The sequence below is a fragment of the Cupriavidus sp. U2 genome (assembly GCF_009663685.2).
GTDB lineage: Bacteria > Pseudomonadota > Gammaproteobacteria > Burkholderiales > Burkholderiaceae > Cupriavidus > Cupriavidus necator_C.
Genome location: NZ_RCOG02000029.1, coordinates 1 through 22127, shown reverse-complemented (window position 1 = coordinate 22127; position 22127 = coordinate 1). Strand labels below are relative to the sequence as shown.

Sequence of the window (22127 nt, the reverse complement as noted above, 5' to 3'; positions counted from 1 at the left end):
GAGCCGGACGCATGGACCTGAACCTCATCGATCACGCCAAGCTGGAAGCCACCTGGGCCTACCTGACCCAGTTCGCCGTCAGCCAGGGCCTGAACTGCCTGGCCGCCCTGACCATCCTGATCATCGGATGGTGGGTGTCCGCGCGGGCCGCCCGGGCGGTGCGGCAGACCCTGCAGCACACCCATGTGGACGATACGCTGCGGCCCATGCTGGCCAGCATCGTGCAATGGGTGATCCGCGTACTGACCGTGGTGCTGGTGCTGTCGCAGTTCGGCGTGCAGACGGCCAGCATCATCGCGATGCTCGGCGCGGCCGGGCTGGCCATCGGCCTGGCACTGCAGGGCACGCTGCAAAACATCGCCGCGGGCATCATGCTGGTGCTGCTGCGGCCGTTTCGCGTGGGCCAGTACATCGACGCGCAGGGCGTGGCCGGCACGGTGCGCGAGACGGGGCTCTTCATGACCGAGCTGCAGACGTTCGATGGCGTCTGCCTGCGCGTGCCCAACGGCAAGATCTGGGGCAGTCCGATCATGAACTACAGCGAGAACCCCACGCGCCGGATGGACATGGAGGTCACGGTGACCTTCGACAGCCCGATCCAGGCCGGACTGGACGCACTGGCGGCCATGCTCGACAGCGAAAAGCGCCTGCTGCCCCAGCCGAAGCGCGAAGTCATGGTGGTGCGCTACACCGAGCGCGGCGTCACGCTGAACGCGCGCTACTGGACGTCGAACGACGATTTCTGGAGCGTGCAGTTCGCGCTGTACGCGCGACTGAAGGCCACGGTGGAGGGCGCTGGCTGCCGCATTGCCGTGCCGGTGCAGGAGGGGCGGGTGCCGGATCTGGAGGAAGCCGAGACTGCGGAGGCGGGGCACGGAGAGGGTTATCGAGGCCGTGCGCCGGGGTCGGGACGCCCAAATTGAGGTCGCAGAAACGGGTACGCCTTGCTTCTGATTGTGCCGGTTGCTCGGGTTTGCACCCCGCTCCCGCCTTGCTGGAGCGGGGCAGGGGGAGAGGGCCCGGCGGTTCAAATCGCGACATGTCGGCAAGCAGAAGCTCGATGCCCTCTCCCCCAACCCCTCTCCCGCGTGGCGGGAGAGGGGAGCAAAACCGAAGCCGCTAACCTTCGTCCGCAAACAACGAACAGGCCCCGGTTTCGGCCGTCCCCACATGCTTGCGGAAGCCGGCGAACAGGTCGCGGCCCACACCATGGCGGTTGGCGGTCAGGTCGGGCACTTCGTGGGGGCGCGCCGCCCAATCGGCATCGCTGACCTTCACGGTGAGCACGCCGGCCGGCGCATCCACCCGCACGATGTCGCCGGTGCGGACCCTGCCGATGGCACCGCCCGACAGCGCCTCGGGGCACACGTGGATGGCGGCGGGCACCTTGCCCGAAGCGCCGGACATGCGTCCGTCGGTGACCAGCGCCACATGGAACCCGCGATCCTGCAGCAGCGTCAGCGTGGGGGTGAGCTTGTGCAGTTCCGGCATGCCGCAGGCGGCCGGCCCCTGCCACGGCAGCACGGCCACGAAGTCGCGTTCCAGTTCGCCGCGCTTGAAGGCATCCAGCACGTCGTCCTGATGATGGAACACGATGGCCGGCGCCTCCACCACCTGGTGCTCGGGCTTGACGGCGGAAGTCTTGATCACGCACCGGCCCAGCTTGCCGTCGAGCAGCTTGATGCCGCCATCGGGCGCGAACGGCGCATCGGCGGGGCGCACGATGGTGTCGTCGAGCGATGCTTCGGGGCCGTCGACCCATGTCAGCTTGCCATCGCGCAGGGCGGGCTCCCGCATGTAATGGGCCAGCCCGGGGCCGGCCACCGTGTTCACGTCGTCATGCAGCAGCCCCAGCGACAGCAGGCCGCGGATCACCAGCGACAGACCGCCGGCCGCCTGGAACTGGTTCACGTCGGCCTTGCCGTTCGGGTACACGCGCGCCAGCAGCGGCACGGTGGCCGACAGCTCGTGGAAGTCGTCCCACGTGAGCTGGATGCCGGCCACGCGGGCCATCGCGATCAGGTGCAGCGTATGGTTGGTGGACCCGCCCGTGGCCACCAGCCCGACGATGCCATTCACGAACGCGCGTTCGTCCAGCACTTCGGCAATCGGCGTGTAGCGTTCGCCGCCATGCACCAGCCGCAGCGCCTGGCGGGCCGATTCGCGCGTCAGCGCCTCGCGCAGCGGTGTGTTCGGATTGATGAATGCCGTGCCCGGCAGGTGCAGGCCCATGATTTCCATGAGCATCTGGTTCGAGTTGGCCGTGCCGTAGAAGGTGCAGGTACCGGGGCCGTGATAGGACCGGGTCTCGGCCTCCAGCAGCCCCGCGCGGTCGATCTTGCCTTCGGCATAGAGCTGGCGGATATGGGCTTTCTCGTCGTTGCTCAGGCCCGTGGTCATCGGGCCACCGGGTACGAACACGGCGGGCAGGTGCCCGAACGACAGCGCACCCATCACCAGGCCGGGCACGATCTTGTCGCAGACGCCCAGGCACAGCACGCCGTCGAACATCTGGTGCGACAGCGCCACGGCGGTGGCCATGGCGATCACGTCGCGCGAGAACAGCGACAGGTCCATGCCGTCCTGGCCCTGCGTCACCCCGTCGCACATGGCGGGCGTGCCGCCCGCAAACTGCGCGGTGCCGCCAGCTTCCAGGGCCGCTTCCTTGAGCCATTGCGGGTAGGCCTGCAGCGGCTGGTGGGCCGACAGCATGTCGTTGTAGGCCGAGACGATGGCCAGATTGGGCCGCTCCTGCGCCTTGAGCCGGATCTTGGCTTCGTCGGGCATGGCGGCCACGCCGTGCGCCAGGTTGGTACACGAAATGTTGGCGCGCTCGACCTTTTGGCCGGCCATGGCGCGCGTGCGGTCCAGATAGGCCTGACGGGTGGGGGCGCTGCGGGCCACGATGCGGGCCGTGACTTTCTCCAGTACGGGGTGGCGGGGCATGGGGATATCTCCTGTAGGGCGCTTTTCAGCGTAGCCGAAAAATCCGGACGCCACCGTCATTGCGGTGTCATCGCCATGGGCTATCAGCAGATGGGATCGATGATCGGCCAGGATGTTCCGGATCGGCTTTCCGTCACACCGGCGGCACGCAGAAACGGGTACGCCCGTGCTGCCTGGCGGCGCCCCTGCCTGTCCAAGCGGCCATGAGTGACGTAACATCACTGGAACCAATGCGCCGCCCGGCGGCACTCAGTAGAGGCCGGGGCGCGCATTGCCCCACGCATTCCGCACGCAATCCGCGATACCCCGCAAGGAGCCCAGGGTGAGCATGCCCGATTTCGACATGGTGCTGTTTGGAGGCACCGGCGACCTGGCGCGGCGCAAGCTGCTGCCGTCCCTTTTTGACGCCCACCGCTGTGGCGTGCTGCATCCGTCGGCGCGCATCCTGGCCACCGGCAGCCATCCGCAGACCACCGAGCAGTACAAGGCCATGCTGGAAGACACCGTGCGCCCCGGCCTGGAACACGCGCCGCCCGAAGCCTGGGCATCGTTCCTGGACCGCATCTGCTATGTGCAGGCCGACGCGCGCCAGCCGGCCCACTTCGACGCGCTGGCCGGGAAAGTGCTGGCCCGCAAGCCCGAAGTGGTGGTCTGCTACCTGGCCACGGCGCCGCACATCTTCGTCCCCATCTGCGAGCAACTGGCCCGCACCGGCCTGAACACGCCCAACGTGCGCGTGGTGCTGGAGAAGCCGCTCGGCCATGACCTGGAGTCGTCCGAGGCCATCAACGCGGCCGTGGCGCAGTACTTTGCCGAGGACCAGATCTACCGGATCGATCACTACCTGGGCAAGGAATCGGTCCAGAACCTGATGGCCATCCGTTTCGGCAACGCGCTGTTCGAGCCGCTGTGGCGCCGCGAATGGGTGCAGGACGTGCAGATCACCATCGCCGAGGAACTGGGCGTGGAAACGCGCGGCGACTTCTACGACCGCACCGGCGCGCTGCGCGACATGGTGCAGAACCACCTGCTGCAGCTGCTGTGCATGGTGGCGATGGAGCCGCCGGCCAGCCTCAGCGAGGACGCCATCCGCGACGAGAAGATCAAGATCCTGAAGGCGCTCAAGCCGATCCAGCCGGCCGACGTGGCCGAGAAGACCGTGCGCGGCCAGTACCGCTCGGGCGCCATCGCCGGCAAGCCGGTGGTGGGCTATCTGGAAGAGCAGGGCATTGCCCCCGACAGCCGCACGGAGACCTTCGTCGCCATCAAGGCCGAGATCGCCAACTGGCGCTGGGAAGGGGTGCCGTTCTACCTGCGCACGGGCAAGCGCATGCAGTCGCGCGTGGCCGAGATCGTGGTGCATTTCCGCGACGTGCCGCACGCCATCTTCCCCAAGCCGCTGGGTTTGTCGCCGCAGAACCGGCTGGTGATCCGGCTGCAGCCCGAGGAAAGCATCCGCCTGTATTTCCTGGTCAAGCAGGCCGGCGACACGCTGGAACTGACGCCTACCTCGCTCGATCTGGACTTTGCCAACTCGTTCAAGGCGCGTCGCGCCGGCGCCTACGAGCGCCTGCTGCTGGACGTGATCCGCGGCCGGCTGGGTTTGTTCGTGCGGCGCGACGAGCAGGTGCAGGCGTGGCGCTGGGTCGAGCCGATCATCGATACCTGGGAAGCCAGCACCGTGCCGCCCAAGCAGTACACGGCCGGCACCTGGGGCCCGGCGGCGTCCACCGCGCTGATGTCGCGCGACGGCGCGCTCTGGCACGAGGAAGTCTGACGCCTGCCCGGCCCCAGCCCCTCCACCCGTTGACCGACAAGGAGCCCGCGCCATGCGCCAGTTCGAACATGCCACGCTGATGGACCAGGCCGAGTCGCTGGCGATCTCGGTCAGCCATGCACTGGACCTCGTCATCAAGGCCCGGGGCTGGGCCGTGCTGGCGGTGTCGGGCGGAAAATCGCCGGTGCCGATGTTCGAACGGCTGCGCTATCGCCCGATCCGCTGGGAAGCCGTGACCGTCACGCTGGTGGACGAACGCGCGGTGCCGCCCGACCATCCCGACAGCAACGGCGCGCTGGTGCGCCGCCACCTGCTGCGCGAAGGGGCGGGCGTGGCGGGCTGGGTGCCGCTGATCCGCGACGAGGCCGAGGCCGCCGCGCCGCTGCAGGCGGTGCAGCGGCTCAATGCATCGTTCCAGCAGCCCGATGTGGTGGTGCTGGGCATGGGCGAGGACGGCCATACCGCGTCGCTGTTCCCCGACGCGCCCGAGCTGCAGACCGCGCTGTCGGAGCCCGATCCGCGTTACCTGGTCACGCATCCGACGATGGCACCCCACGCGCGCGTGACGCTGAACCTGGCCGCACTGCTGGCGGCCGAGCGCACGTTCCTGGCGATCACCGGCGAAAAGAAGAACGCCGTGCTGGAGCGCGCGCTGCAGGCCCCGACGCCGGCGCTGCCGGTCAGCGTGGTGCTGGCGCGCTACCGGCGCGGTGTCGATATCTTCCGGACCGAGGCGCAATGACGCGCCATCCCGCAACCCTGTCTCTGCCATGACCTATCCGCGCCTGCTTGCCGACGTCGGTGGCACCAATGTCCGCTTCGCCCTGGAATCCGCGCCGATGCGCATCGGCGAGGTCACGGCCTACAAGGTGGCCGACCACGCATCGCTGGAAGCGGCGATGCGCCTGTACCTGTCGACGCTGGCGCACGGCGAGCGGCCCGGCCACGCGGCCATCGGCCTGGCCAACCCGGTGACCGGCGACCACGTCAAGCTGACCAATCACAACTGGGCGTTCTCGATCGAGGCCACGCGACAGGCGCTGGGCCTGGACACGCTGGTGGCCATCAACGACTTCACCGCGCTGGCGCTGGCGCTGCCGTACCTGCCTGCGGCCGATCTGGTGCAGGTGCGTCCGGGCAGTGCCGTGGCCACTGCGCCGCGCGCGCTGCTCGGGCCGGGTACCGGCCTGGGGGTGTCCGGGCTGGTGCCGGCACCCGGCGGCGGTGCCGTGGCGCTGGCCGGCGAGGGCGGCCATATCGAAGTGATGCCCGCCACCGATGACGAATGGATCGCCTGGCGCGCGGCGCATGACCAGCTTGGCCGGGTGTCGGCCGAGCGGCTGTTGTCGGGCATGGGCCTCTCGCACATCCACGCGGCCTTGTCCGCAGAAATGGGTACGCTTCTGGCCGAACCGCTGACGCCCGCGCAGGTCACGGAGGGCGCCCTGAAGCAGAACGACCCGCTATGCCGCCGCGCGTTCGATGCCTTCTGCGGCCTGCTGGGCTCGGTGGCCGGCGACGTCGCGCTGGTGCTGGGGGCGCGTGGCGGCGTGTATATCGGCGGCGGCATCGTGCCGCGCTTCGTCGATGCCTTCCACGCGTCGCCGTTCAACGCGCGGTTTGTCGACAAGGGCCGCATGGGGCAGTACCTGGCCGATATCCCGGTCTACGTGATCGCGGCCGAATTCCCGGCGCTGCCCGGGCTGGCCCGTGCCCTGGCAGACCGGCTCGAAGGCGATATGCGCCACGCCCAATCCTGAATCCCGACGAACATGCGTGTATTGCTGGTGGAAGACGACGCCATGATTGGTGAAAGCGTGAAGGTGGCGCTGCGCCAGGAGGGCTTCACGGTGGACTGGGTGACCGATGGCGACGCGGGGCTCGACGCCGCGTCCGACCAGCACGGCCCACGCGCCGATGGCGGCTACGACCTGGTGCTGCTGGACCTGGGCCTGCCGCGCCGTTCGGGGCTCGACGTCCTGAAGACGCTGCGGGCGCGCAATGTCCGCACGCCGGTGCTGATCGTCACGGCGCGCGACGCCGTGGCCGACCGCGTGGCGGGCCTGAACGCGGGGGCCGACGACTACGTGATCAAGCCGTTCGACCTGCAGGAACTGGTGGCGCGCATGCATGCGATGGCGCGCCGCGCCGAAGGGCGGGCCGAACCGGTGCTGCGCTATGGCGACATCGTGCTGAACCCGGCCACGCGCGAGGCCACGCAGGCCGGCACGCCGGTGCGGCTGTCGGCGCGCGAGTACGCGCTGCTGTCGGCGCTGATGGCCAGGCCGGGAAAGGTCTGGTCGGTGCCGCAACTGCAGGAACGGCTGTACGGCTGGGACGACGAGGTGGGCAGCAACACGGTGGAGGTCTATATCCACGCGCTGCGGCGCAAGTTCGGCGCGGCATTGATCCGCAACATCCGGGGCGTCGGGTACCTGATGCCGCAACTGGACGGCCGGGAGGAAGGCGCCGCCCGCGGGGAAGGAACGCCGGACTGATGCGATCGATTCAACGTACGCTGCTGTGGTGGCTGGCGGCCGGTCTGGCGGCCGGCATCGCCGTGGCCACGGGGCTGATCTACGGCCAGGCCCGGCAGGAAGCCAATGCGCTGTTCGACTACCAGATGAAGCAGGTGGCCGCCGCGCTGCCGAGCCAGTTCAGTGCGCCGGTCGCGCCGCCGTTCGCGCCCGATAGCGCCACCGGGGCCGACCTGCTGCACGCCGACGAGGACGTGGTGATCCATATCTGGGATGGCTCCGGGCGCAGCCTCTACCTGTCGCATTCGCACCCGGCGTTGCCCCAGCGCGCGGAGCTGGGCTTTACCGATGCCCGTACGGAATCGGGCGAATGGCGGATCTACAGCGTGCAGCTGGGGCCGGCGGTGGTGCAGATCGCGCAGCCGCTCAGCGCACGGCGCACGCTGGCCGCGCATATGGCGCTGCGCACCGTGGCGCCGCTGCTGCTGCTGTTGCCGCTGCTGGCGTGGCTGGTGTGGATGGCCGTGGGACGCGGACTGCGGCCGCTGCGCGAGATTGCCACCGAAGTGCGGGCGCGCGATGCCAATACGCTGGCGCCGCTGGCCGTGCGCGACATGCCCGATGAAATCGCCCCGCTGTCCGATGCGCTGAACCAGCTGCTGGCGCGGCTGGCCCACGCCATCGACACCCAGCGCGCGTTTGTGGCCGATGCCGCGCATGCGCTGCGCACGCCGCTGACTGCCCTGCAGCTTCAGGCCCAGCTGGTGGAGCGCGCGCCCAGCGCCGAGGCCCGGCAGGCGGCGATGGGGCAGTTGCGCCAGGGGCTGGAGCGGCTGACGCACCTGGTGGCCCAGTTGCTGACGCTGGCCCGGCAGGAACCGGGCGCCGCGCCGCCGCCGCATGAGCCCGTGGACCTGCGCGCGCTGGCGGGCGATGTGGTGGCCGAGATGTCGCAGGCGGCCATCGACCGCGATATCGACCTGGGGCTGGAGGACAACAGCGCCAGCGGGCCCGTCATGATCCGGGGCGATGCCGATGCGCTGCGCATCCTGCTGACCAATCTGGTGGACAACGCGCTGCACTACATCCCGCGTGGCGGCCGCATCGACGTGGACGTCACGCACACCGCGCACGGCGTAGAGCTGGTGGTGACCGACAACGGCCCGGGGATCGCGGCCGACGAGCGCGCCCGCGTGTTCGACCGTTTCTATCGCGTACCCGATGCGCCGACGGGCGGCAGTGGGCTGGGACTGGCCATCGTTGACGAGGTGGCGCAATCCCATGGCGCGCGCGTGGCGCTGGAAGACGCGGCGCCGGGCTTGCGCGTGCGCGTGGTCTTCCCGGCGGTGGGCTAGTTCACGGGTGCCACCAGCGGCTCGCCGGCAAAGTGCCGGCGGGCGTTCTCGATGAACTGGGTCACCGACGCCAGCACTGCCTCGGGCGACCAGCCGGCCACGTGCGGCGTCAGCACGACGTTCGGGCAATCGAACAGTTCGACCGGCGGCTTCGGCTCGCTTTCATAGACATCCAGGCCCGCGCCGCCGACTTCGCCGGCGCGCAGCGCATCGGCCAGCGCCGCCGTGTTCACCACGCTGCCGCGGGCAATATTGACCAGGTAGCCCGACGGACCCAGCGCGCGCAGCACCGGGGTATCGACCAGATGGCGCGTCTCGGCGCCGCCGGGTGTGGCGATGACCAGATAGTCGGCCCACTCGGCCAGCGCCATTACATCGGCAAAGTACCGGAACGGCGCGTCGGCGCGCGGACGGCGGTTGTGATAGCCGATTTCCAGGTCGAAGCCCTGGCCACGCTGCGCAATGCGGCGGCCGATGGTGCCCAGGCCCACGATGCCCAGCCGCTTGCCCGACAGGTTCGGCGGCAGCGGAATCGTGTTGCGCCAGACGCCGTCGCGCGTGGCGCGGTCCAGTGCCGGCACGCGGCGCACGGTGGCCAGCAGCAGGGCCATGGCGTGATCGGCCACGCAACTGTCGTTGGTGCCCGCGCCATTGCCCACGGCAATGCCACGTGCGCGACAGGCGGCGATATCGATGTTCTCGTAGCCGGCGCCCAGTGCGCAGACCAGTTCGAGCCTGGGCATCGCGTCGATTTCGGCGGCCGTGATGCCGGTGGTGCCGTTGCTCAGCACGGCGCGGAACGTGCCGCCGGCACTGGCCACGGCCTCGGCGCGCTGGGCCGCGCTGGGTGCGTAGACAACGTCGTATTGCTGGGAAACAAGGGCGAGATGGTCCGGTTCGAGCTGGACCAGGACGAGCAGGGCGGGCTTCATGCGTGACAGCGGGACGAGGAGGTGTTGTTGTTGGAGGTCGGCAGGCCGACGCCACATTCTATGCCTGCATGGGGTGGCCCGCTCGGGACCGCCTGGCGGTTCTGGGCGATTATCAGATGCCAGGCCACCGTGTGGCGGCGTACGCAGAAACGGGTACGCTCCACGATTTTTCGCTGGGGCAATCACGCAGAAATGGGTACGCTTTGAGCGTGTTGGTGATTGACCGGCCCACCCTCTCCCCCAACCCCTCTCCCGCGTGGCGGGAGAGGGGAGCAAACCGTTGGAGACTGTGATGCCCCTGATGTTCTCCCCTCGCCCGCCAGTGGGAGAGGGCCGGGGGAGAGGGCGGCCGCATCCACCGCCCGTCACGCCAATTTTCCACCCTCAATGCCGTCGGAGACCGTTATGCCCGCGGTGTTCTCCCCTCTCCCGCTGCGCGGGAGAGGGGCCGGGGGAGAGGGCAAACGCATCCACACCACTACGCCTACCTTCAACACGCATGCGACTGCCCATTCCCAACACCTGGCCATACCACGCGCTGCTCGGCGCCGCCGGCATGCTCGTGCTCGGGCCGCTGGGCGGCATCGCGGCGGCCTATATGAACCTGTCGCTCGGCTTCTTCGTCGGCGGGCAGGTGCTGGCGGGCATCCTCGGTTCGGCGGTCACCGCCGGGTACGGCGCGGCGGGCCGGCACGGTGCCAACTACATCCAGACCGCGGCGGCTTCAGTGGCCGGCATGGGCGGCATGGTGGTGGTGATCCAGGCCATGGGCTGGATGGGGATGCCGCAGCCACCGTGGTGGCAGCTGATCGGCTACATGCTGTGCATCGGCATGTATGGCGTGGGTGTGGGCATGCTGTACACGCCGTTGCTGGTCGATCGGATGCAGCTCACGTTCCCGTCGGGCCTGGCGGTGGCCAATATCCTGCGCGCGTTGACCGACCCTGTGCTGCTGCGCCGGTCGATCGCGCGGCTGGCCGGCGGGATGGGGCTGGGGGTGCTGGCCAGCGTGGGCGCCGCGCGCATGGCATGGCTCGGTGCGATCGACCTGTCCGCGTCAACGTTCGGCGCGGGCATGATCGTTGGCGCGCGCATCGGCATCGCCGCGCTGGCGGGTGGCGTGGCCGGGTGGGCACTGACGCCGTATTTCGTGTCGATCGGCTGGCTCGCGCCCGGTGATCCTTATCGCAAGATCACGTTCCTGTTTGCGCTGGGCATGATCATGGGCGCGGCGGCGGTCGATGTGCTGCGGTTGCTGGGGACGGCGTGGCAGCGGACCCGACAGCCGGCGAGCAGGGCGCCGGACGCCCCGGGCCATGCGGCGGCCCTGCCGCAACGCTGGATCGTGGCGTGGGTCGTGGTGTGGGGACTGGCGGTCGTGGCGGCGGGCGCCGCGTGGTTCGGCCAGCCGGTGGGCTACCAGCTGATGGCCGTGCTGCTGGTGCTGATCTTCGCGCTGGTCAACGGCATTTCGGTCGGCATGGTCGATCAGAATCCGATCTCGTCGGCGTTTGTGCTGACGGTGATCCTGATGGCGGCCGCGGGCTTGCGCCAGCCGCATATCGGCCTGATCGCGGCCACGGTGCTGCTGGTGTCCACGGCGCAAGCCTGCGACATGCAGCAGGACCGGTCCACGGGCTGGCGCCTGGGCACCCACCGCATGGTGCAGTTCGGCTATCAGGTGGCCGGCGTCGTGGCGGGGGCGATCCTGGCGGTGTTGCTGGCGCGGCTGTTCATGGACGCCTATCCGGTACTGCGGCTCGACCAGACCGTGCTGCCGGCCGATCAGCAGCCCGCCCGGTGGACATCGGCAATGACCTACAAGATCGTCGGCGCGCTGCGCAGCATGACCGACGACCGGCCCTACCAGCGGCTGGCCGTATGGATCGGCCTGGGCATCGGTCTGGTCACCGAGCTTCTGCGCAAGGCCATCTTCGCGTCGGCGCGCTATCGGCGCTTTGCCGATCAGAGCCGCACGGGCCGCACGTGCGATTTCGTGCTCGATGCGGTGATCCTGCCGTCGCCCTACGCATCGTCGTTCGGCGGTTTCGTTAACCTGCCGGCCGCCGCCTGGATGGCCGCCGGCGGCATGGTCTCCAGCCTGGTGGCAAGCCGCGAGCGCCCGGTCTCCCGGGATGCCGCCATGCCCGACGACATGAGCACCACGTCGCTGATCGGCGGCGGCCTCATCGCCGGCGACGCGCTGGCCGCGCTCGGGTTCGGCGTTGCGGGGTTGCTGGGGGTGGTGGGGTAGGTGGCGTGCCTCAAATCACCGCCATCGACGCATTGGGCGGCTTGCGCGCCAGCAGGCCGGACAGCTTTTTGAGGGCCATCGACAATTGCGTGCGTTCGGCCACGCCGCCCAGCGAGATGCGGATGGCGTTGGGCGGAGTGGCGCCATCGTAGAACACGTCCGATGCGGTGACGCGCAGCGATTCGTCCTGCGCCGCGCGGCTGAAGCCGGCCGATGACCAGTAGCTGGGCAAGGGGTGCCAGACGTGGATGCCGGATGGCGCGTACGGGCCGCTGGCCGCCAGCCATTGCCGGGCGATCTGCTGCCGCGCGGCGGCTTCGGTGCGGATGCCAGCCAGCAGGTCGGCCGCCGAGCCGTCGCGAATCCATTGCGTGGCCAGTGCCGTGGCAATGGGGGATGCCATCAGCGTGATCGCGCGCAGCGCGGCCAGGATCGACTCCTGCAGATCGCGGTCGGGTGCCACTACGTAGGCGGTGCGCAGGCCTGGGCTCAGGCATTTGGCCAGCGTGGCGATGTACACCGTCTGCGCCGGGGCGATGGCCGCCAGCGGCGGCGGGGCGTCGGGCGTGAGCAGCCAGTAAGGGTCGTCCTCGACGATCAGCACGCCGTGCTGCCGGGCCACGCGGGCAATTTCGTGGCGGCGTGCCGCGGGCATCGTGTGCGTGGTGGGGTTCTGCAGCGTCGGGTTCAGGTAGATCAACTGGACATTGCCGGTGCTGCACGCGGCGTCCAGCGCGTCGGGGCGCATGCCGTCGTCGTCGGTGGCGATGGGCACCACGTGGCGACCCAGCTCGGCGGCCGCGCCGCGTACACCCGGATAGATCAGCGGCTCGGCGGCAATCGCCGCGCCCGGCGTGGTCCGGCACAGCATCAGCGCCGCCAGTGCCGACTGCGCGCCCGGACTGGCGATCACGCGATCGGGCGGGACATCGCCCAGCATCGGCGCCAGCCACTGGGCGCCAGCCACGCGGTCGGGCAGCGTGCCGCCGCCAAGCTGGTAGGTCATCAGCAGGTTCGCATCGGCGCGCAGCGTGACCTGCGCCAGGCCGCGTCGGAGCATGTCGGCGAAATCGATGCCTTCCGGCGGCGGCGGCACGTTCATGCTCAGGTCCACGGCCTGGGCCAGTTCAAATGCTGGTGCGGCGATAAAAGTGCCGAGCGATCCACGCGGCTCCACCAGCCCGCGCCGTCGGGCCTCGGCCAGTGCCCGGGTCACAGTGGTCAGATCCACCCCAAGGAGCGCCGCCAGTTCGCGCTGCGGCGGCAGGCGGTCGCCGGGGGCCAGCACGCCATCGGCCATTGCGCGCTCCAGGAACCCGGCGATCTGGACGTAACGCGGCCCGCCGGCAGCGGCGAAGGCGCCGATCCAGCCGGGTTTGTCTTCCAGGTTCGAAGGCATAGACGGATTCGTTGTACGCAAGACAAGCCTCATCTTGTATGGATGTTGTCTTACCTTAGCATTCCGCGCAACTCAGGCAAATCCATACAAATACCGGGATGTTGTCTGGGCCACCCCGCCTGTGCCCCTGTAAGAAGGTGTTGAAATGCGTGAACAACCGGCCGACCCCAGACCTCCGCGTCGGCGCCCCCCGTCCTTGCGTGCCCCCCGTGCGTGGCTATATGCCCTCACGCCCCTGATCCTGACCGGCTGTTCGTGGGATCTGCTGAACCCGAGCGGGTCGATCGGCGTGCAGACGCGCAACCTGATCGTGCTGGCCACGGCGCTGATGCTGCTGGTGGTGATCCCCGTGATCATCCTGACGCTGGTCTTTGCGTGGCGCTATCGCGAGACGAACACCAAGGCCGAGTACGCGCCGCGCTGGTCGCATTCCACGAAGATCGAAGTGGTCGTATGGGGCATCCCGTGCGTGATCGTGGCGCTGCTCGGCGTCATCATCTGGGACACCACCCACAAGCTCGATCCGTTCCGGCCGCTGGAATCGAAGGTGACGCCGGTGGAAGTGGATGTCGTCGCGCTCGACTGGAAATGGCTGTTTATCTATCCGCAGTACGGCGTGGCGTCGCTGAACGAGCTGCCCATCCCCGTGGGTACGCCCATCAATTTCCGCATCACGGCCGAGTCCACGATGAACGCGCTGTTCATCCCGCGCCTGGGCAGCATGGTCTATGCGATGGCCGGCATGCAGACGAAGCTGCATCTGATCGCCGACGAAACCGGCGTCTTCGATGGCCGGTCGGCCGCCTATAGCGGGTCGGGCTTCTCCGACATGCACTTCCGCACCGTGGCCACCTCGCGCGCCGACTTCGACGCGTGGATCGAACGCGCACGCGCCTCGGGCAACACGCTCGACGCGGCCACCTACCGCAAGCTGGAGCAGCCCAGCAGCAAGGACGCCGTCACGGTGTACGCCAAGGTCGAGCCGCGCCTGTTCCAGGGCGTGGTGGACCAGTACATGGCCAGCAATGGCGACATCTGCCGCGCCGACAGCCCGGTGACCCTCGGCGCCATTGCCGGCGCCAACATGCCGCCGCTCCCGGCGCAGCAGACGACCCTGGAGCGTTAAATCATCATGTTCGGAAAACTCTCTCTCGACGCCATCCCCCTGCACGAGCCCATCATCATGGGCACGCTGGTCGTGGTGATGCTTGGCGGCGCGGCGCTCCTGGGCGCCATCACCTACTACAACAAGTGGCACTATCTCTGGCGCGAGTGGATCTGCTCGGTCGATCACAAGCGCATTGGCGTGATGTACATCATCCTGGCGCTGGTCATGCTGCTGCGCGGCTTTGCCGACGCCATCATGATGCGCACCCAGCAGGCCATTGCCGTCGGCGAGGCGGTCGGCTACCTGCCGCCGCACCACTACGACCAGATCTTCACCGCGCACGGCGTGATCATGATCTTCTTCGTGGCCACGCCGTTCATCCTGGGCCTGATGAACGTGATCGTGCCGCTGCAGATCGGCGCGCGCGACGTGGCCTACCCGTTCGTCAATTCGCTGAGCTTCTGGATGTCGGCGATGGGCGCGGTGCTGGTCATGATGTCGATGTTCGTCGGCGACTTCGCCGCCACGGGCTGGGTCGCGTATCCGCCGCTGAGCGGGCTTGGCTATAGCCCGACGGTCGGGGTGGACTACTACATCTGGTCGTTGCAGATATCGGGGCTGGGCACCACGCTGACCGGCATCAACTTCATCGTGACGATCCTGCGCATGCGCGCGCCGGGCCTGAACCTGATGAAAATGCCCGTGTTCACGTGGACGGCGCTGATCACCAACATCCTGATCGTCGCCATCTTCCCGGTGCTGACCGCCACGCTGGCGCTGCTGGCCGCCGACCGCTACCTGGACATGCACTTCTTCACCAGCGAGCTGGGCGGCAACGCCATGATGTACGTGAACCTGATCTGGATCTGGGGCCACCCCGAGGTCTACGTGCTGATCCTGCCTTGCTTCGGCGCGTTCTCGGAGATCATCTCCACGTTCTCGCGCAAGCCGCTGTTCGGGTACACGTCGATGGTCTACGCTACGTCGTCGATCGGCGTGCTGTCGTTCTTCGTCTGGCTGCACCACTTCTTCACGATGGGCTCGGGCGCCAGCGTCAACGCGTTCTTCGGCATCATGACGTCGATCATCTCGATCCCCACCGGCGTGAAGCTGTTCAACTGGCTGTTCACGATGTACCGGGGCCGCATCCGCTTCCACTCGTCCACGCTGTGGACCATCGGCTTCATGGTGACGTTTGCCGTGGGCGGCATGACCGGCGTGCTGCTGGCGGTGCCGGGCGCCGACTTCGTGCTGCATAACAGCCTGTTCCTGATTGCCCACTTCCACAACGTGATCATCGGCGGCGTGGTGTTCGGCTGCCTGGCTGCGATGACGTTCTGGTTCCCGAAGGTGTTCGGCTTCACGCTGAACGAGTTCTGGGGCAAGGTCGCGTTCTGGTGCTGGCTGATCGGCTTCTACCTGGCCTTCATGCCGCTGTACGCGCTGGGCCTGCAGGGCATGACGCGCCGCATGAACCACTACAACAACCCCGACTGGCAGCCGTACCTGATCGTGGCGCTGGTGGGGGCCGTGGTCATCGGCTGCGGCATCCTGGCGATCCTGTGGCAGCTGTTCGTCAGCGTGCGCGACCGCAAGCAGAACATGGACGTGACCGGCGACCCATGGGACGGCCGCAGCCTGGAATGGGCCACGGCTTCGCCGGCGCCGTTCTACAACTTCGCGCACGTGCCGCAGATCACGTCGCTGGAGCAGCACTGGGACAACAAGCAAGCGGGCACGGCCTACGTACCGCCCGCGCAGTACGAGGACATCCACATGCCGCGCAACACGTCCACCGGCTTCCTGGTGTCGGTGTTCGGGCTGGTGCTGTGCTTCGCGCTGGTCTGGCACATCTGGTGGCTGGCCGGCTTTGGCCTGGCCGCGATGATCTTCACGTTCATCGCCCGCGCCTATGACCGCGAGGTGGACTACTACGTGCCGGCCGCCGAAGTGGAGCGCATCGAGCGCGCCCGCTTTGCGCTGCTGGGCTCGCAGCCCACCGCCAACCCGACGGGGGCCCACTGATCATGACAACCACCACCCTGAAACTGCGAGGCGACGCCGCCGCACTGCCGCCCGGCGCCGCGCCGGACGCCCACGCGCACGACGCCGCCCACGACCACGCCCACGACCACGCCCATCACGCCCACCAGACGGAATCCACCCTCAAGCTCGGGTTCTGGATCTACCTGATGAGCGATTGCCTGATCTTCGCGTCGCTGTTTGCCACGTTCGGCGTGCTGCTCAACGGCACGGCGGGCGGCCCCACGGGCCGCGAACTCTTCGACCTGCGCTTCGTACTGGGCGAGACCATGCTGCTGCTGACCAGCAGCCTGACCTTTGGCGTGGCGATGCTGAAGCTGCACGAAGGCCGCGACGGCCAGGGCAACCCGCAGGCGGTGATCCGCTGGCTGGTATTGACGTTCGCGCTCGGCGCGGCCTTCGTCTGCATGGAGGTCTACGAGTTCCGCGAATTGCTCCACGAAGGCGCGGGCCCGAACCGCAGCGCCTATCTGTCGGCGTTCTTCATGCTGGTGGGCACGCACGGCCTGCACGTCAGCGCCGGCCTGCTGTGGATCATCGTGATGGTCAACCAGGTGCAGGTGTTCGGGCTCGACGCCGTGGTGCGCCGCCGCCTGGCCTGCCTGAGCCTGTTCTGGCATTTCCTGGACCTGGTGTGGATCTTCGTGTTCACCGTCGTCTATCTGCGGGAGTTCCTCTGATGTCCCATCCACAACACGCCCACGCTCACGCTCACGCCAACGCGCACGGCAGCCTGCGCAGCCACCTGATCGGCTATGCGCTGTCGCTGGTGCTGACCTTCCTGTCGTTCGGTGCGGTGATGGGCCGGGTGCTGCCGCCGCGCGCGGGCCTGGCGCTGATCGTGGCGCTGTGCGTCATCCAGTTGCTGGTGCAACTGGTGTTCTTCCTGCACCTGGGGCCGCGCAAGGGCCAGCGCGGCAACACGGCGATCTTCGCGTGCACGGTGTTCCTGATCGCCATTGTCGTGTCGGGATCGCTGTGGGTCATGCACAACGCCAACCTGAACATGATGCCGATGCAGTCCGTGCCAGCCGGGGCCGGCGCGGGCCGCTGAGGCATCTGTAGCCGGACTCGGGCTGGGGCCGGTTTCTTGACAGGACAGACGTGCCCTGGGCACGGTCTGTCCTTTTTTGCGTTCCACGCCAGTCGGCGCAGCGGCGCATCGGCCAGATCAGGCAGGCGGGGCGCCTTCCTTGAACAGGGTCTTGAGCTGCGAGCGCAGCTCGGGGGTGTCCTGGTGCTGATGCACCTGGACGGCGTGCTGCACCGCGGCTTCCAGCAGTTCGTCCTCGGTGTCGGCGCTCAGTGCGACCGTACAGTTGGTATCACTGGGATAGTCGCGGCAATCGATGTATTTGCGTCCCATGGCAGGCCTCCTGGCGCGCATGGAGGGCGCGCCTGATCCAGTATAGGGCGCGGGGTGATTGCGCGGACGCCTGCAGCCATCGGCAAATCGGGCTACCCTGTCGGGCTTCAACCTGTTTGTCCCCTACCCGCCCACTGGAAGAAAGCCATGACTCAATCACTCCGGATCGACTTTGTCTCGGATATCGCCTGCCCGTGGTGCGCCATCGGGCTGTCGTCGCTGATGCAGGCCGTCGAGCGCACGCGCGACGTGGTGGATGCAGAGGTCGTCATGCACCCGTTCGAGCTCAATCCGCAGATGGGGCCGGAAGGCGAGCCGGTGCTCGACTACATCGCCCGCAAGTACGGCCGTACGCCGGAACAGATCGCCGAGACCCAGAAGATGATCCGCGAGCGCGGCGCCAGCGTGGGTTTCACGTTCGGTCCGCGCAACTTCATCTACAACACGTTCGATGCCCACCGCCTGCTGCAGTGGGCAGCCACGCAGGGCAAGCAGCTGGCGCTGAAGCAGGCGCTGCTGCAGGCCTATCACGGCGACAGCAAGGACCCGAGCAACCACGACGTGCTGATCGAAGCCGTGCAGGCGGTGGGCCTGGACCCCGCCGAGGCCCGCAAGGTGCTGGACAGCGACGCCTATGCCGACGAAGTCCGTGACGAGGAGCGCGAATACCAGGGCATGGGCATCCAGTCGGTGCCGTCGGTAATCTTCAACAACCGCTACCTGGTGACGGGCGGCCAGCCCGTCGAGGCGTTCGAGCAGGCCATCCGCGAGATCGCCAAGGAAGCCAGCGAGAAAGGCACCCAGGGCGCCTGAGCCCGATCCTCAGAAGTGGTGGCGCATGCCGAGCATCGCGCCCACCCGCGTGCTGCGGCTGACATCGGTCACCGGGGTGCCGGCCCAGTATTCGGTCTCGCGCCCCACGGTGCCGCCGCGCGCACGCACGACATCGGTCTCCAGGTACACGCTGGTGCGCTTGGAGAACGCATAATCGGCCACGAAGGCCACGCTGTCGGCATTGCCGCCACCCAGGTGCACCGGCGTGTCCTGGAACTGCGTGGTCACGTCGCCTGACTGCTGGTAGCGGTAGTAGGCGCCAGACAGGTGCAGCGCCTGCGTCACCTGGTATCCCAGCCCGACGAACGAGATGTTGTAGCGCGCACCGCTGGCCGATTCGCGCCGGCCCATGTGCCCGACGTAGCCCGTGGTCTTGCCGATCGTGTAAGAGCCGCCCACCGAATAGTTGCGGACCGTGTTGCTGCCGTCGTCGCTGCGGCGCTGGTCATAGGCCACGCCCAGCGCCAGCGGCCCCTGGCTGTACTTCACGCCGCCACCGAGCGTGGTGCCATGGTTCATGCTGCCCGGCTGCTCGCCGGCGCCGTAGTCCAGCTGCACCGAAAACGGCCCCACCGTACGCTGGTAGACCACGCTGTTGTTGATGCGGTAGTCCTGGAAGAAGATGTCGCCGCCGATGTAGAGCGGATCGGACCAGAAATTGCCCCAGCCCTGGTCCAGCGGATCGAAGGCCCAGCCGATGTTGTTCAGCGCGTTGTACTGCCGGCCGAACGTGAGACTGCCCCAGTCGCCGCTCAGGCCCACCCAGGCCTGGCGGCCGAAGAAGCTGTTGTAGGCCGCCTGGCCGGTGTCGCTGCCGAAGCCCGATTCGAGCTGGAAGATCGCATGATTGCCACCGCCAAGGTCTTCGGAGCCCTTCAGGCCGAAACGGCTGCCCACCATGCCGCCCGATACCAGCGCCACCTGATCGTGATGGCGGGCGTCGATATTCGACGTATAGCGCACCGCCGAGCTGACGACGCCATACAAGGTCACGCCGGGGTCGGCGTATGCAACACAAGGCAACAGCCCGGCCGCTAGCAGCCAAAGGCTGGCTGGTTTCTTCACGAATTGTCCTCCGGAAATACGGATCCGCCCGGCGCGCGCAAGCGTCGGCAAGGGTCGGTTCAGGCAACTACCTGAGGGGGTTCCAGTCCCGCGCGGCAGCCCTTCTGGCGAAGGCGCACGGGGCGTTATCCGGGTTGCGGCCGCCAGATGCAGCCAGAGGCGCAGGGCCCGGATCGAGGGTCGAAGTCAGAAGGCGAATGCTGCGGGCAAGGCGCAGGCAAGCCGGGGGCGGGCGCAAGGCCCTAAGAAATATCCGATTTCCGCCGCACCACTTCGACAAGGGCGATGGCCGGGGTGCCTGAAAGGCATCAAACGGCCGAGCCTGTAGCGACGGAAGGGCCGTAGTTTACAGCATGGCGCGTTGACCGCTCAGATGCAGCGTTTGCGGCACATCGTCGATCGGGCAGGGGCCCGCAGCATCGCGCGGGCTTGCCAACGATCCATCGCGGATTTTCGAAATCCTTCCATGTCGGGTCTGCCGCCGCCCCGGTAGCCTTTGCGTCGAAGGCCCTTTCCGGCCTTTGGCATCGCGGTCTGACCCCTCGACCGCGTATTCCGTTCCCACCCCCAGGCCGGTCCGTCGCGGCTCGGGGGTTTTTTTCGAAGGGCCGCTTCGTTTGAGGGATCGGCTATCCCTTGAGCCCGTGCTCAATCGCGTAGTCGAACAACTCCGCCTCGTTCTTCACGCCAATCTTGCGCATGGCACTGTGTTTCTGCGTGCTGACTGTGTTGATGCTGCGGTTCAGGTGGCGGGCAATGTCCGAGGTGGTCATGCCGCCGACGTAGAGCCGCAGCACTTCGATCTCGCGCGGACTGAGCCTGCCGATGGCAAGGGCCTCCGGGCTTGCGGTGCCGAGCTTGGCCAGTGCCCGCCTGACCGATGGACTCAAATGCTCGCGACCCTGGAACGCGGCAATGACGGCATTGGACAGCTCCTGCATGCCGTCGCGCTTGTTCAGCAATGACAGTGCCCCGGCCTTGCGCATGCAGCCGAGCAGGGCGGGATTCTCGAGCATGGTCAGCACCACGATCCGCACCTTCGGAAACCGCGTGCGAATGGAATGCAGCAGTGCCAGTCCGTCCGGCGCATTTTCACAGGGCATCGAGAAATCGGTTATCAGCACATCGCATTCGATGCGTGCCAGCTTTTCCAGCAGCATTTGCGGATTGGCCGCTTCAGCCACCACACGGAAGCCAAGCCGTTTGCCCAGCATTTCGCGCAGGCCGAACACAATGAACGGATGATCGTCAGCCAGCATGACGCGAATGGTGGTCATAGTGCGATTCCCCGGAATGTCCCGGTGTGATTTGGCCTGGCGACAACGCGCCATCCGCCAATTGCATGGAGTGGCCGGCTACTGCAAGCGCCGATATCTCGCCGCAAGTATTCGATCGCGCAGATCGCGACTTTCAAATCTCGGCGTGCGAGGCCACTGCCCAGACAGCGCAAATAAGAGCGTAGATTTTCTGCATCCCGTGCAGGATGGGCGGTCTCTAGAATGAAGTGCAACACCCTGATGTTAGGGTGTTGGGATGGGACAAAGCTACAGTCAACTGGGTATCGAAGAGCGTAACTGGATTCATCGCCTACTAAACGAGGGGTGCAGCCTGCGTCAGATCGCGAGAGTGGTGGGGCGAAGTCCGTCGACTGTCTCACGCGAGGTTGCCCGGGCCGGAAGTCATCGTTCCTACGATGCTGCGAGCGCGCAGGGTATGGCGCTGAGAAGGCGTCGACGTGGGCCGCGCAAGCTGGCAGCAGGCACGGCGCTGCTGAAACTGGTGAGAGCATGGCNGGCGGTCTCTAGAATGAAGTGCAACACCCTGATGTTAGGGTGTTGGGATGGGACAAAGCTACAGTCAACTGGGTATCGAAGAGCGTAACTGGATTCATCGCCTACTAAACGAGGGGTGCAGCCTGCGTCAGATCGCGAGAGTGGTGGGGCGAAGTCCGTCGACTGTCTCACGCGAGGTTGCCCGGGCCGGAAGTCATCGTTCCTACGATGCTGCGAGCGCGCAGGGTATGGCGCTGAGAAGGCGTCGACGTGGGCCGCGCAAGCTGGCAGCAGGCACGGCGCTGCTGAAACTGGTGAGAGCATGGCTGCGCGTGGGCTATTCACCGCAACAGATTGCAGGCAGACTCCGGCGCATGTATGCCCACCAGCCGGAGTTCCATGTGTCCCACGAGACGATCTACTGCGTGATCTACGCCACGCCGCGCGGTGAGCTGCGCCGCGAGCTAATCGGCAGCCTGCGTAAGGCCCAGAAGGAGCGTCGTTCACGGGGCGCGGGGAACGATCGCCGAGGCAAGCTGCAGGATATGCGCTCGATCCACGAGCGGCCCGAGGAGGTGTTCGACCGGCTGGTGCCTGGCCATTGGGAAGGCGACCTGATCAAGGGCGCGGGCAATCGCAGCGCAGTGGCGACGCTGGTGGAACGCAAGACGCGCTTCGTGGTGCTGGCGAAGATGGACGGTTGCGGGGCGGAGGCAGCGCTGGAGGCGTTGACCAAGAAGTTTCGTCGTGTGCCGCTGGCGCTTCGCAAGAGCCTGACCTACGACCAGGGCAAAGAGAT

General features: G+C 67.5%; 19 protein-coding genes and 1 pseudogene. 14 read left to right on the top strand and 6 right to left on the bottom strand.

Annotation, left to right across the window (positions count from 1 at the left end; genetic code table 11):
* Positions 1 to 11: 11 nt before the first annotated feature.
* Complete coding sequence (locus tag D9X30_RS23480) at positions 12 to 923, top strand: mechanosensitive ion channel family protein (RefSeq protein ID WP_153950233.1); 912 nt, start codon at positions 12 to 14, stop codon at positions 921 to 923.
* A 196-nt stretch (positions 924 to 1119) separates the two neighbouring features.
* On the opposite strand, the gene edd is transcribed toward D9X30_RS23480, so the two are convergent.
* Positions 1120 to 2946 carry a phosphogluconate dehydratase gene (gene edd / locus D9X30_RS23475; RefSeq protein WP_153950232.1) on the bottom strand — a complete coding sequence of 609 codons (1827 nt, stop codon included), beginning with the start codon at positions 2944 to 2946 and terminating at the stop codon, positions 1120 to 1122.
* A 328-nt stretch (positions 2947 to 3274) separates the two neighbouring features.
* Here edd and zwf point away from each other — a divergent pair, with 328 nt between their 5' ends.
* Genes zwf through D9X30_RS23450 form a run of 5 tightly spaced genes read left to right on the top strand, consistent with a single transcriptional unit; the run spans position 3275 to position 8555 of the window.
* Positions 3275 to 4723 (top strand): glucose-6-phosphate dehydrogenase, encoded by a 1449-nt coding sequence (zwf, locus tag D9X30_RS23470; RefSeq protein WP_153950231.1) that lies wholly within the window; start codon positions 3275 to 3277, stop codon positions 4721 to 4723.
* A gap of 52 nt (positions 4724 to 4775) precedes the next feature.
* Entirely contained in the window at positions 4776 to 5465 is a 690-nt protein-coding gene (gene pgl, locus D9X30_RS23465) for a 6-phosphogluconolactonase (RefSeq protein ID WP_153950230.1), read from the top strand.
* Between the two features lie 28 nt (positions 5466 to 5493).
* The gene (locus D9X30_RS23460) at positions 5494 to 6483 is read left to right on the top strand and encodes a glucokinase (protein ID WP_153950229.1); all 990 of its coding nucleotides are present in this window, start codon (positions 5494 to 5496) and stop codon (positions 6481 to 6483) included.
* A gap of 12 nt (positions 6484 to 6495) precedes the next feature.
* Complete coding sequence (locus D9X30_RS23455) at positions 6496 to 7221, top strand: response regulator transcription factor (RefSeq protein WP_153950228.1); 726 nt, start codon at positions 6496 to 6498, stop codon at positions 7219 to 7221.
* Positions 7221 to 8555, top strand: a complete 1335-nt coding sequence (locus D9X30_RS23450; protein ID WP_153950227.1) for a sensor histidine kinase — start codon at positions 7221 to 7223, stop codon at positions 8553 to 8555. The genes D9X30_RS23455 and D9X30_RS23450 overlap by 1 nt, the downstream gene beginning before the upstream one ends.
* Here D9X30_RS23450 and D9X30_RS23445 read toward each other — a convergent pair.
* Positions 8552 to 9487 (bottom strand): 2-hydroxyacid dehydrogenase, encoded by a 936-nt coding sequence (locus D9X30_RS23445; RefSeq protein ID WP_153950226.1) that lies wholly within the window; start codon positions 9485 to 9487, stop codon positions 8552 to 8554. The genes D9X30_RS23450 and D9X30_RS23445 overlap by 4 nt on opposite strands.
* A gap of 499 nt (positions 9488 to 9986) precedes the next feature.
* Between D9X30_RS23445 and D9X30_RS23440 the strand changes: the two genes are divergently transcribed.
* Positions 9987 to 11741, top strand: coding sequence for an OPT/YSL family transporter (locus D9X30_RS23440; RefSeq protein WP_153950225.1), 1755 nt, complete (start codon positions 9987 to 9989; stop codon positions 11739 to 11741).
* A gap of 10 nt (positions 11742 to 11751) precedes the next feature.
* Here the strand turns inward: D9X30_RS23440 and D9X30_RS23435 are convergent, their stop codons facing one another.
* On the bottom strand, positions 11752 to 13140 hold the full coding sequence (locus tag D9X30_RS23435; RefSeq protein WP_153950224.1) for an aminotransferase-like domain-containing protein: 1389 nt from the start codon (positions 13138 to 13140) through the stop codon (positions 11752 to 11754).
* Between the two features lie 145 nt (positions 13141 to 13285).
* On the opposite strand from D9X30_RS23435, the gene cyoA reads away from it, so the two are divergent.
* Genes cyoA through cyoD form a run of 4 tightly spaced genes read left to right on the top strand, consistent with a single transcriptional unit; the run spans position 13286 to position 17345 of the window.
* Positions 13286 to 14266 (top strand): ubiquinol oxidase subunit II, encoded by a 981-nt coding sequence (cyoA, locus tag D9X30_RS23430; RefSeq protein ID WP_153950223.1) that lies wholly within the window; start codon positions 13286 to 13288, stop codon positions 14264 to 14266.
* A gap of 6 nt (positions 14267 to 14272) precedes the next feature.
* Positions 14273 to 16273: a cytochrome o ubiquinol oxidase subunit I gene (gene cyoB, locus D9X30_RS23425; protein ID WP_153950222.1), complete on the top strand. Its 2001-nt coding sequence runs from the start codon at positions 14273 to 14275 to the stop codon at positions 16271 to 16273.
* Positions 16274 to 16275: 2 nt separating this feature from the next.
* Positions 16276 to 16971: a cytochrome o ubiquinol oxidase subunit III gene (cyoC, locus tag D9X30_RS23420; protein ID WP_153950221.1), complete on the top strand. Its 696-nt coding sequence runs from the start codon at positions 16276 to 16278 to the stop codon at positions 16969 to 16971.
* Positions 16971 to 17345, top strand: coding sequence for a cytochrome o ubiquinol oxidase subunit IV (gene cyoD / locus D9X30_RS23415; RefSeq protein WP_153950220.1), 375 nt, complete (start codon positions 16971 to 16973; stop codon positions 17343 to 17345). Before cyoC ends, cyoD begins: the two co-directional genes overlap by 1 nt.
* A gap of 117 nt (positions 17346 to 17462) precedes the next feature.
* Here the strand turns inward: cyoD and D9X30_RS23410 are convergent, their stop codons facing one another.
* Complete coding sequence (locus D9X30_RS23410) at positions 17463 to 17657, bottom strand: DUF1059 domain-containing protein (RefSeq protein WP_029051378.1); 195 nt, start codon at positions 17655 to 17657, stop codon at positions 17463 to 17465.
* A gap of 147 nt (positions 17658 to 17804) precedes the next feature.
* Between D9X30_RS23410 and D9X30_RS23405 the strand changes: the two genes are divergently transcribed.
* Positions 17805 to 18470, top strand: a complete 666-nt coding sequence (locus tag D9X30_RS23405) for a DsbA family oxidoreductase (protein WP_153950219.1) — start codon at positions 17805 to 17807, stop codon at positions 18468 to 18470.
* Positions 18471 to 18479: 9 nt separating this feature from the next.
* On the opposite strand, the gene D9X30_RS23400 is transcribed toward D9X30_RS23405, so the two are convergent.
* Positions 18480 to 19556 (bottom strand): porin, encoded by a 1077-nt coding sequence (locus D9X30_RS23400; protein ID WP_249641066.1) that lies wholly within the window; start codon positions 19554 to 19556, stop codon positions 18480 to 18482.
* 629 nt (positions 19557 to 20185) lie between these two features.
* Positions 20186 to 20833: a response regulator gene (locus D9X30_RS23395; RefSeq protein WP_228771135.1), complete on the bottom strand. Its 648-nt coding sequence runs from the start codon at positions 20831 to 20833 to the stop codon at positions 20186 to 20188.
* A 256-nt stretch (positions 20834 to 21089) separates the two neighbouring features.
* On the opposite strand from D9X30_RS23395, the pseudogene D9X30_RS23390 reads away from it, so the two are divergent.
* Together D9X30_RS23390 and D9X30_RS23385 are read left to right on the top strand one after the other, a co-directional pair.
* A pseudogene (locus tag D9X30_RS23390) lies at positions 21090 to 21356 on the top strand (helix-turn-helix domain-containing protein); the annotation flags it as partial.
* Positions 21357 to 21396: 40 nt separating this feature from the next.
* Positions 21397 to 22127, top strand: a 731-nt coding sequence (locus D9X30_RS23385; protein WP_249641065.1) for an IS30 family transposase, incomplete at its 3' end; no start/stop codon positions are given.

Excerpts from the sequence above, each read along its gene's own strand:
- pgl (WP_153950230.1), top strand. The coding sequence starts at position 4,776 with ATGCGCCAGTTCGAACATGCCACGCTGATGGACCAGGCCGAGTCGCTG.
- D9X30_RS23405 (WP_153950219.1), top strand. The coding sequence starts at position 17,805 with ATGACTCAATCACTCCGGATCGACTTTGTCTCGGATATCGCCTGCCCG.
- cyoA (WP_153950223.1), top strand. The coding sequence starts at position 13,286 with ATGCGTGAACAACCGGCCGACCCCAGACCTCCGCGTCGGCGCCCCCCG.
- edd (WP_153950232.1), bottom strand. The coding sequence starts at position 2,946 with ATGCCCCGCCACCCCGTACTGGAGAAAGTCACGGCCCGCATCGTGGCC.
- cyoB (WP_153950222.1), top strand. The coding sequence starts at position 14,273 with ATGTTCGGAAAACTCTCTCTCGACGCCATCCCCCTGCACGAGCCCATC.
- zwf (WP_153950231.1), top strand. The coding sequence starts at position 3,275 with ATGCCCGATTTCGACATGGTGCTGTTTGGAGGCACCGGCGACCTGGCG.
- cyoD (WP_153950220.1), top strand. The coding sequence starts at position 16,971 with ATGTCCCATCCACAACACGCCCACGCTCACGCTCACGCCAACGCGCAC.
- D9X30_RS23395 (WP_228771135.1), bottom strand. The coding sequence starts at position 20,833 with ATGACCACCATTCGCGTCATGCTGGCTGACGATCATCCGTTCATTGTG.
- D9X30_RS23435 (WP_153950224.1), bottom strand. The coding sequence starts at position 13,140 with ATGCCTTCGAACCTGGAAGACAAACCCGGCTGGATCGGCGCCTTCGCC.
- cyoC (WP_153950221.1), top strand. The coding sequence starts at position 16,276 with ATGACAACCACCACCCTGAAACTGCGAGGCGACGCCGCCGCACTGCCG.
- D9X30_RS23445 (WP_153950226.1), bottom strand. The coding sequence starts at position 9,487 with ATGAAGCCCGCCCTGCTCGTCCTGGTCCAGCTCGAACCGGACCATCTC.
- D9X30_RS23440 (WP_153950225.1), top strand. The coding sequence starts at position 9,987 with ATGCGACTGCCCATTCCCAACACCTGGCCATACCACGCGCTGCTCGGC.
- D9X30_RS23410 (WP_029051378.1), bottom strand. The coding sequence starts at position 17,657 with ATGGGACGCAAATACATCGATTGCCGCGACTATCCCAGTGATACCAAC.
- D9X30_RS23450 (WP_153950227.1), top strand. The coding sequence starts at position 7,221 with ATGCGATCGATTCAACGTACGCTGCTGTGGTGGCTGGCGGCCGGTCTG.
- D9X30_RS23455 (WP_153950228.1), top strand. The coding sequence starts at position 6,496 with ATGCGTGTATTGCTGGTGGAAGACGACGCCATGATTGGTGAAAGCGTG.
- D9X30_RS23460 (WP_153950229.1), top strand. The coding sequence starts at position 5,494 with ATGACCTATCCGCGCCTGCTTGCCGACGTCGGTGGCACCAATGTCCGC.
- D9X30_RS23480 (WP_153950233.1), top strand. The coding sequence starts at position 12 with ATGGACCTGAACCTCATCGATCACGCCAAGCTGGAAGCCACCTGGGCC.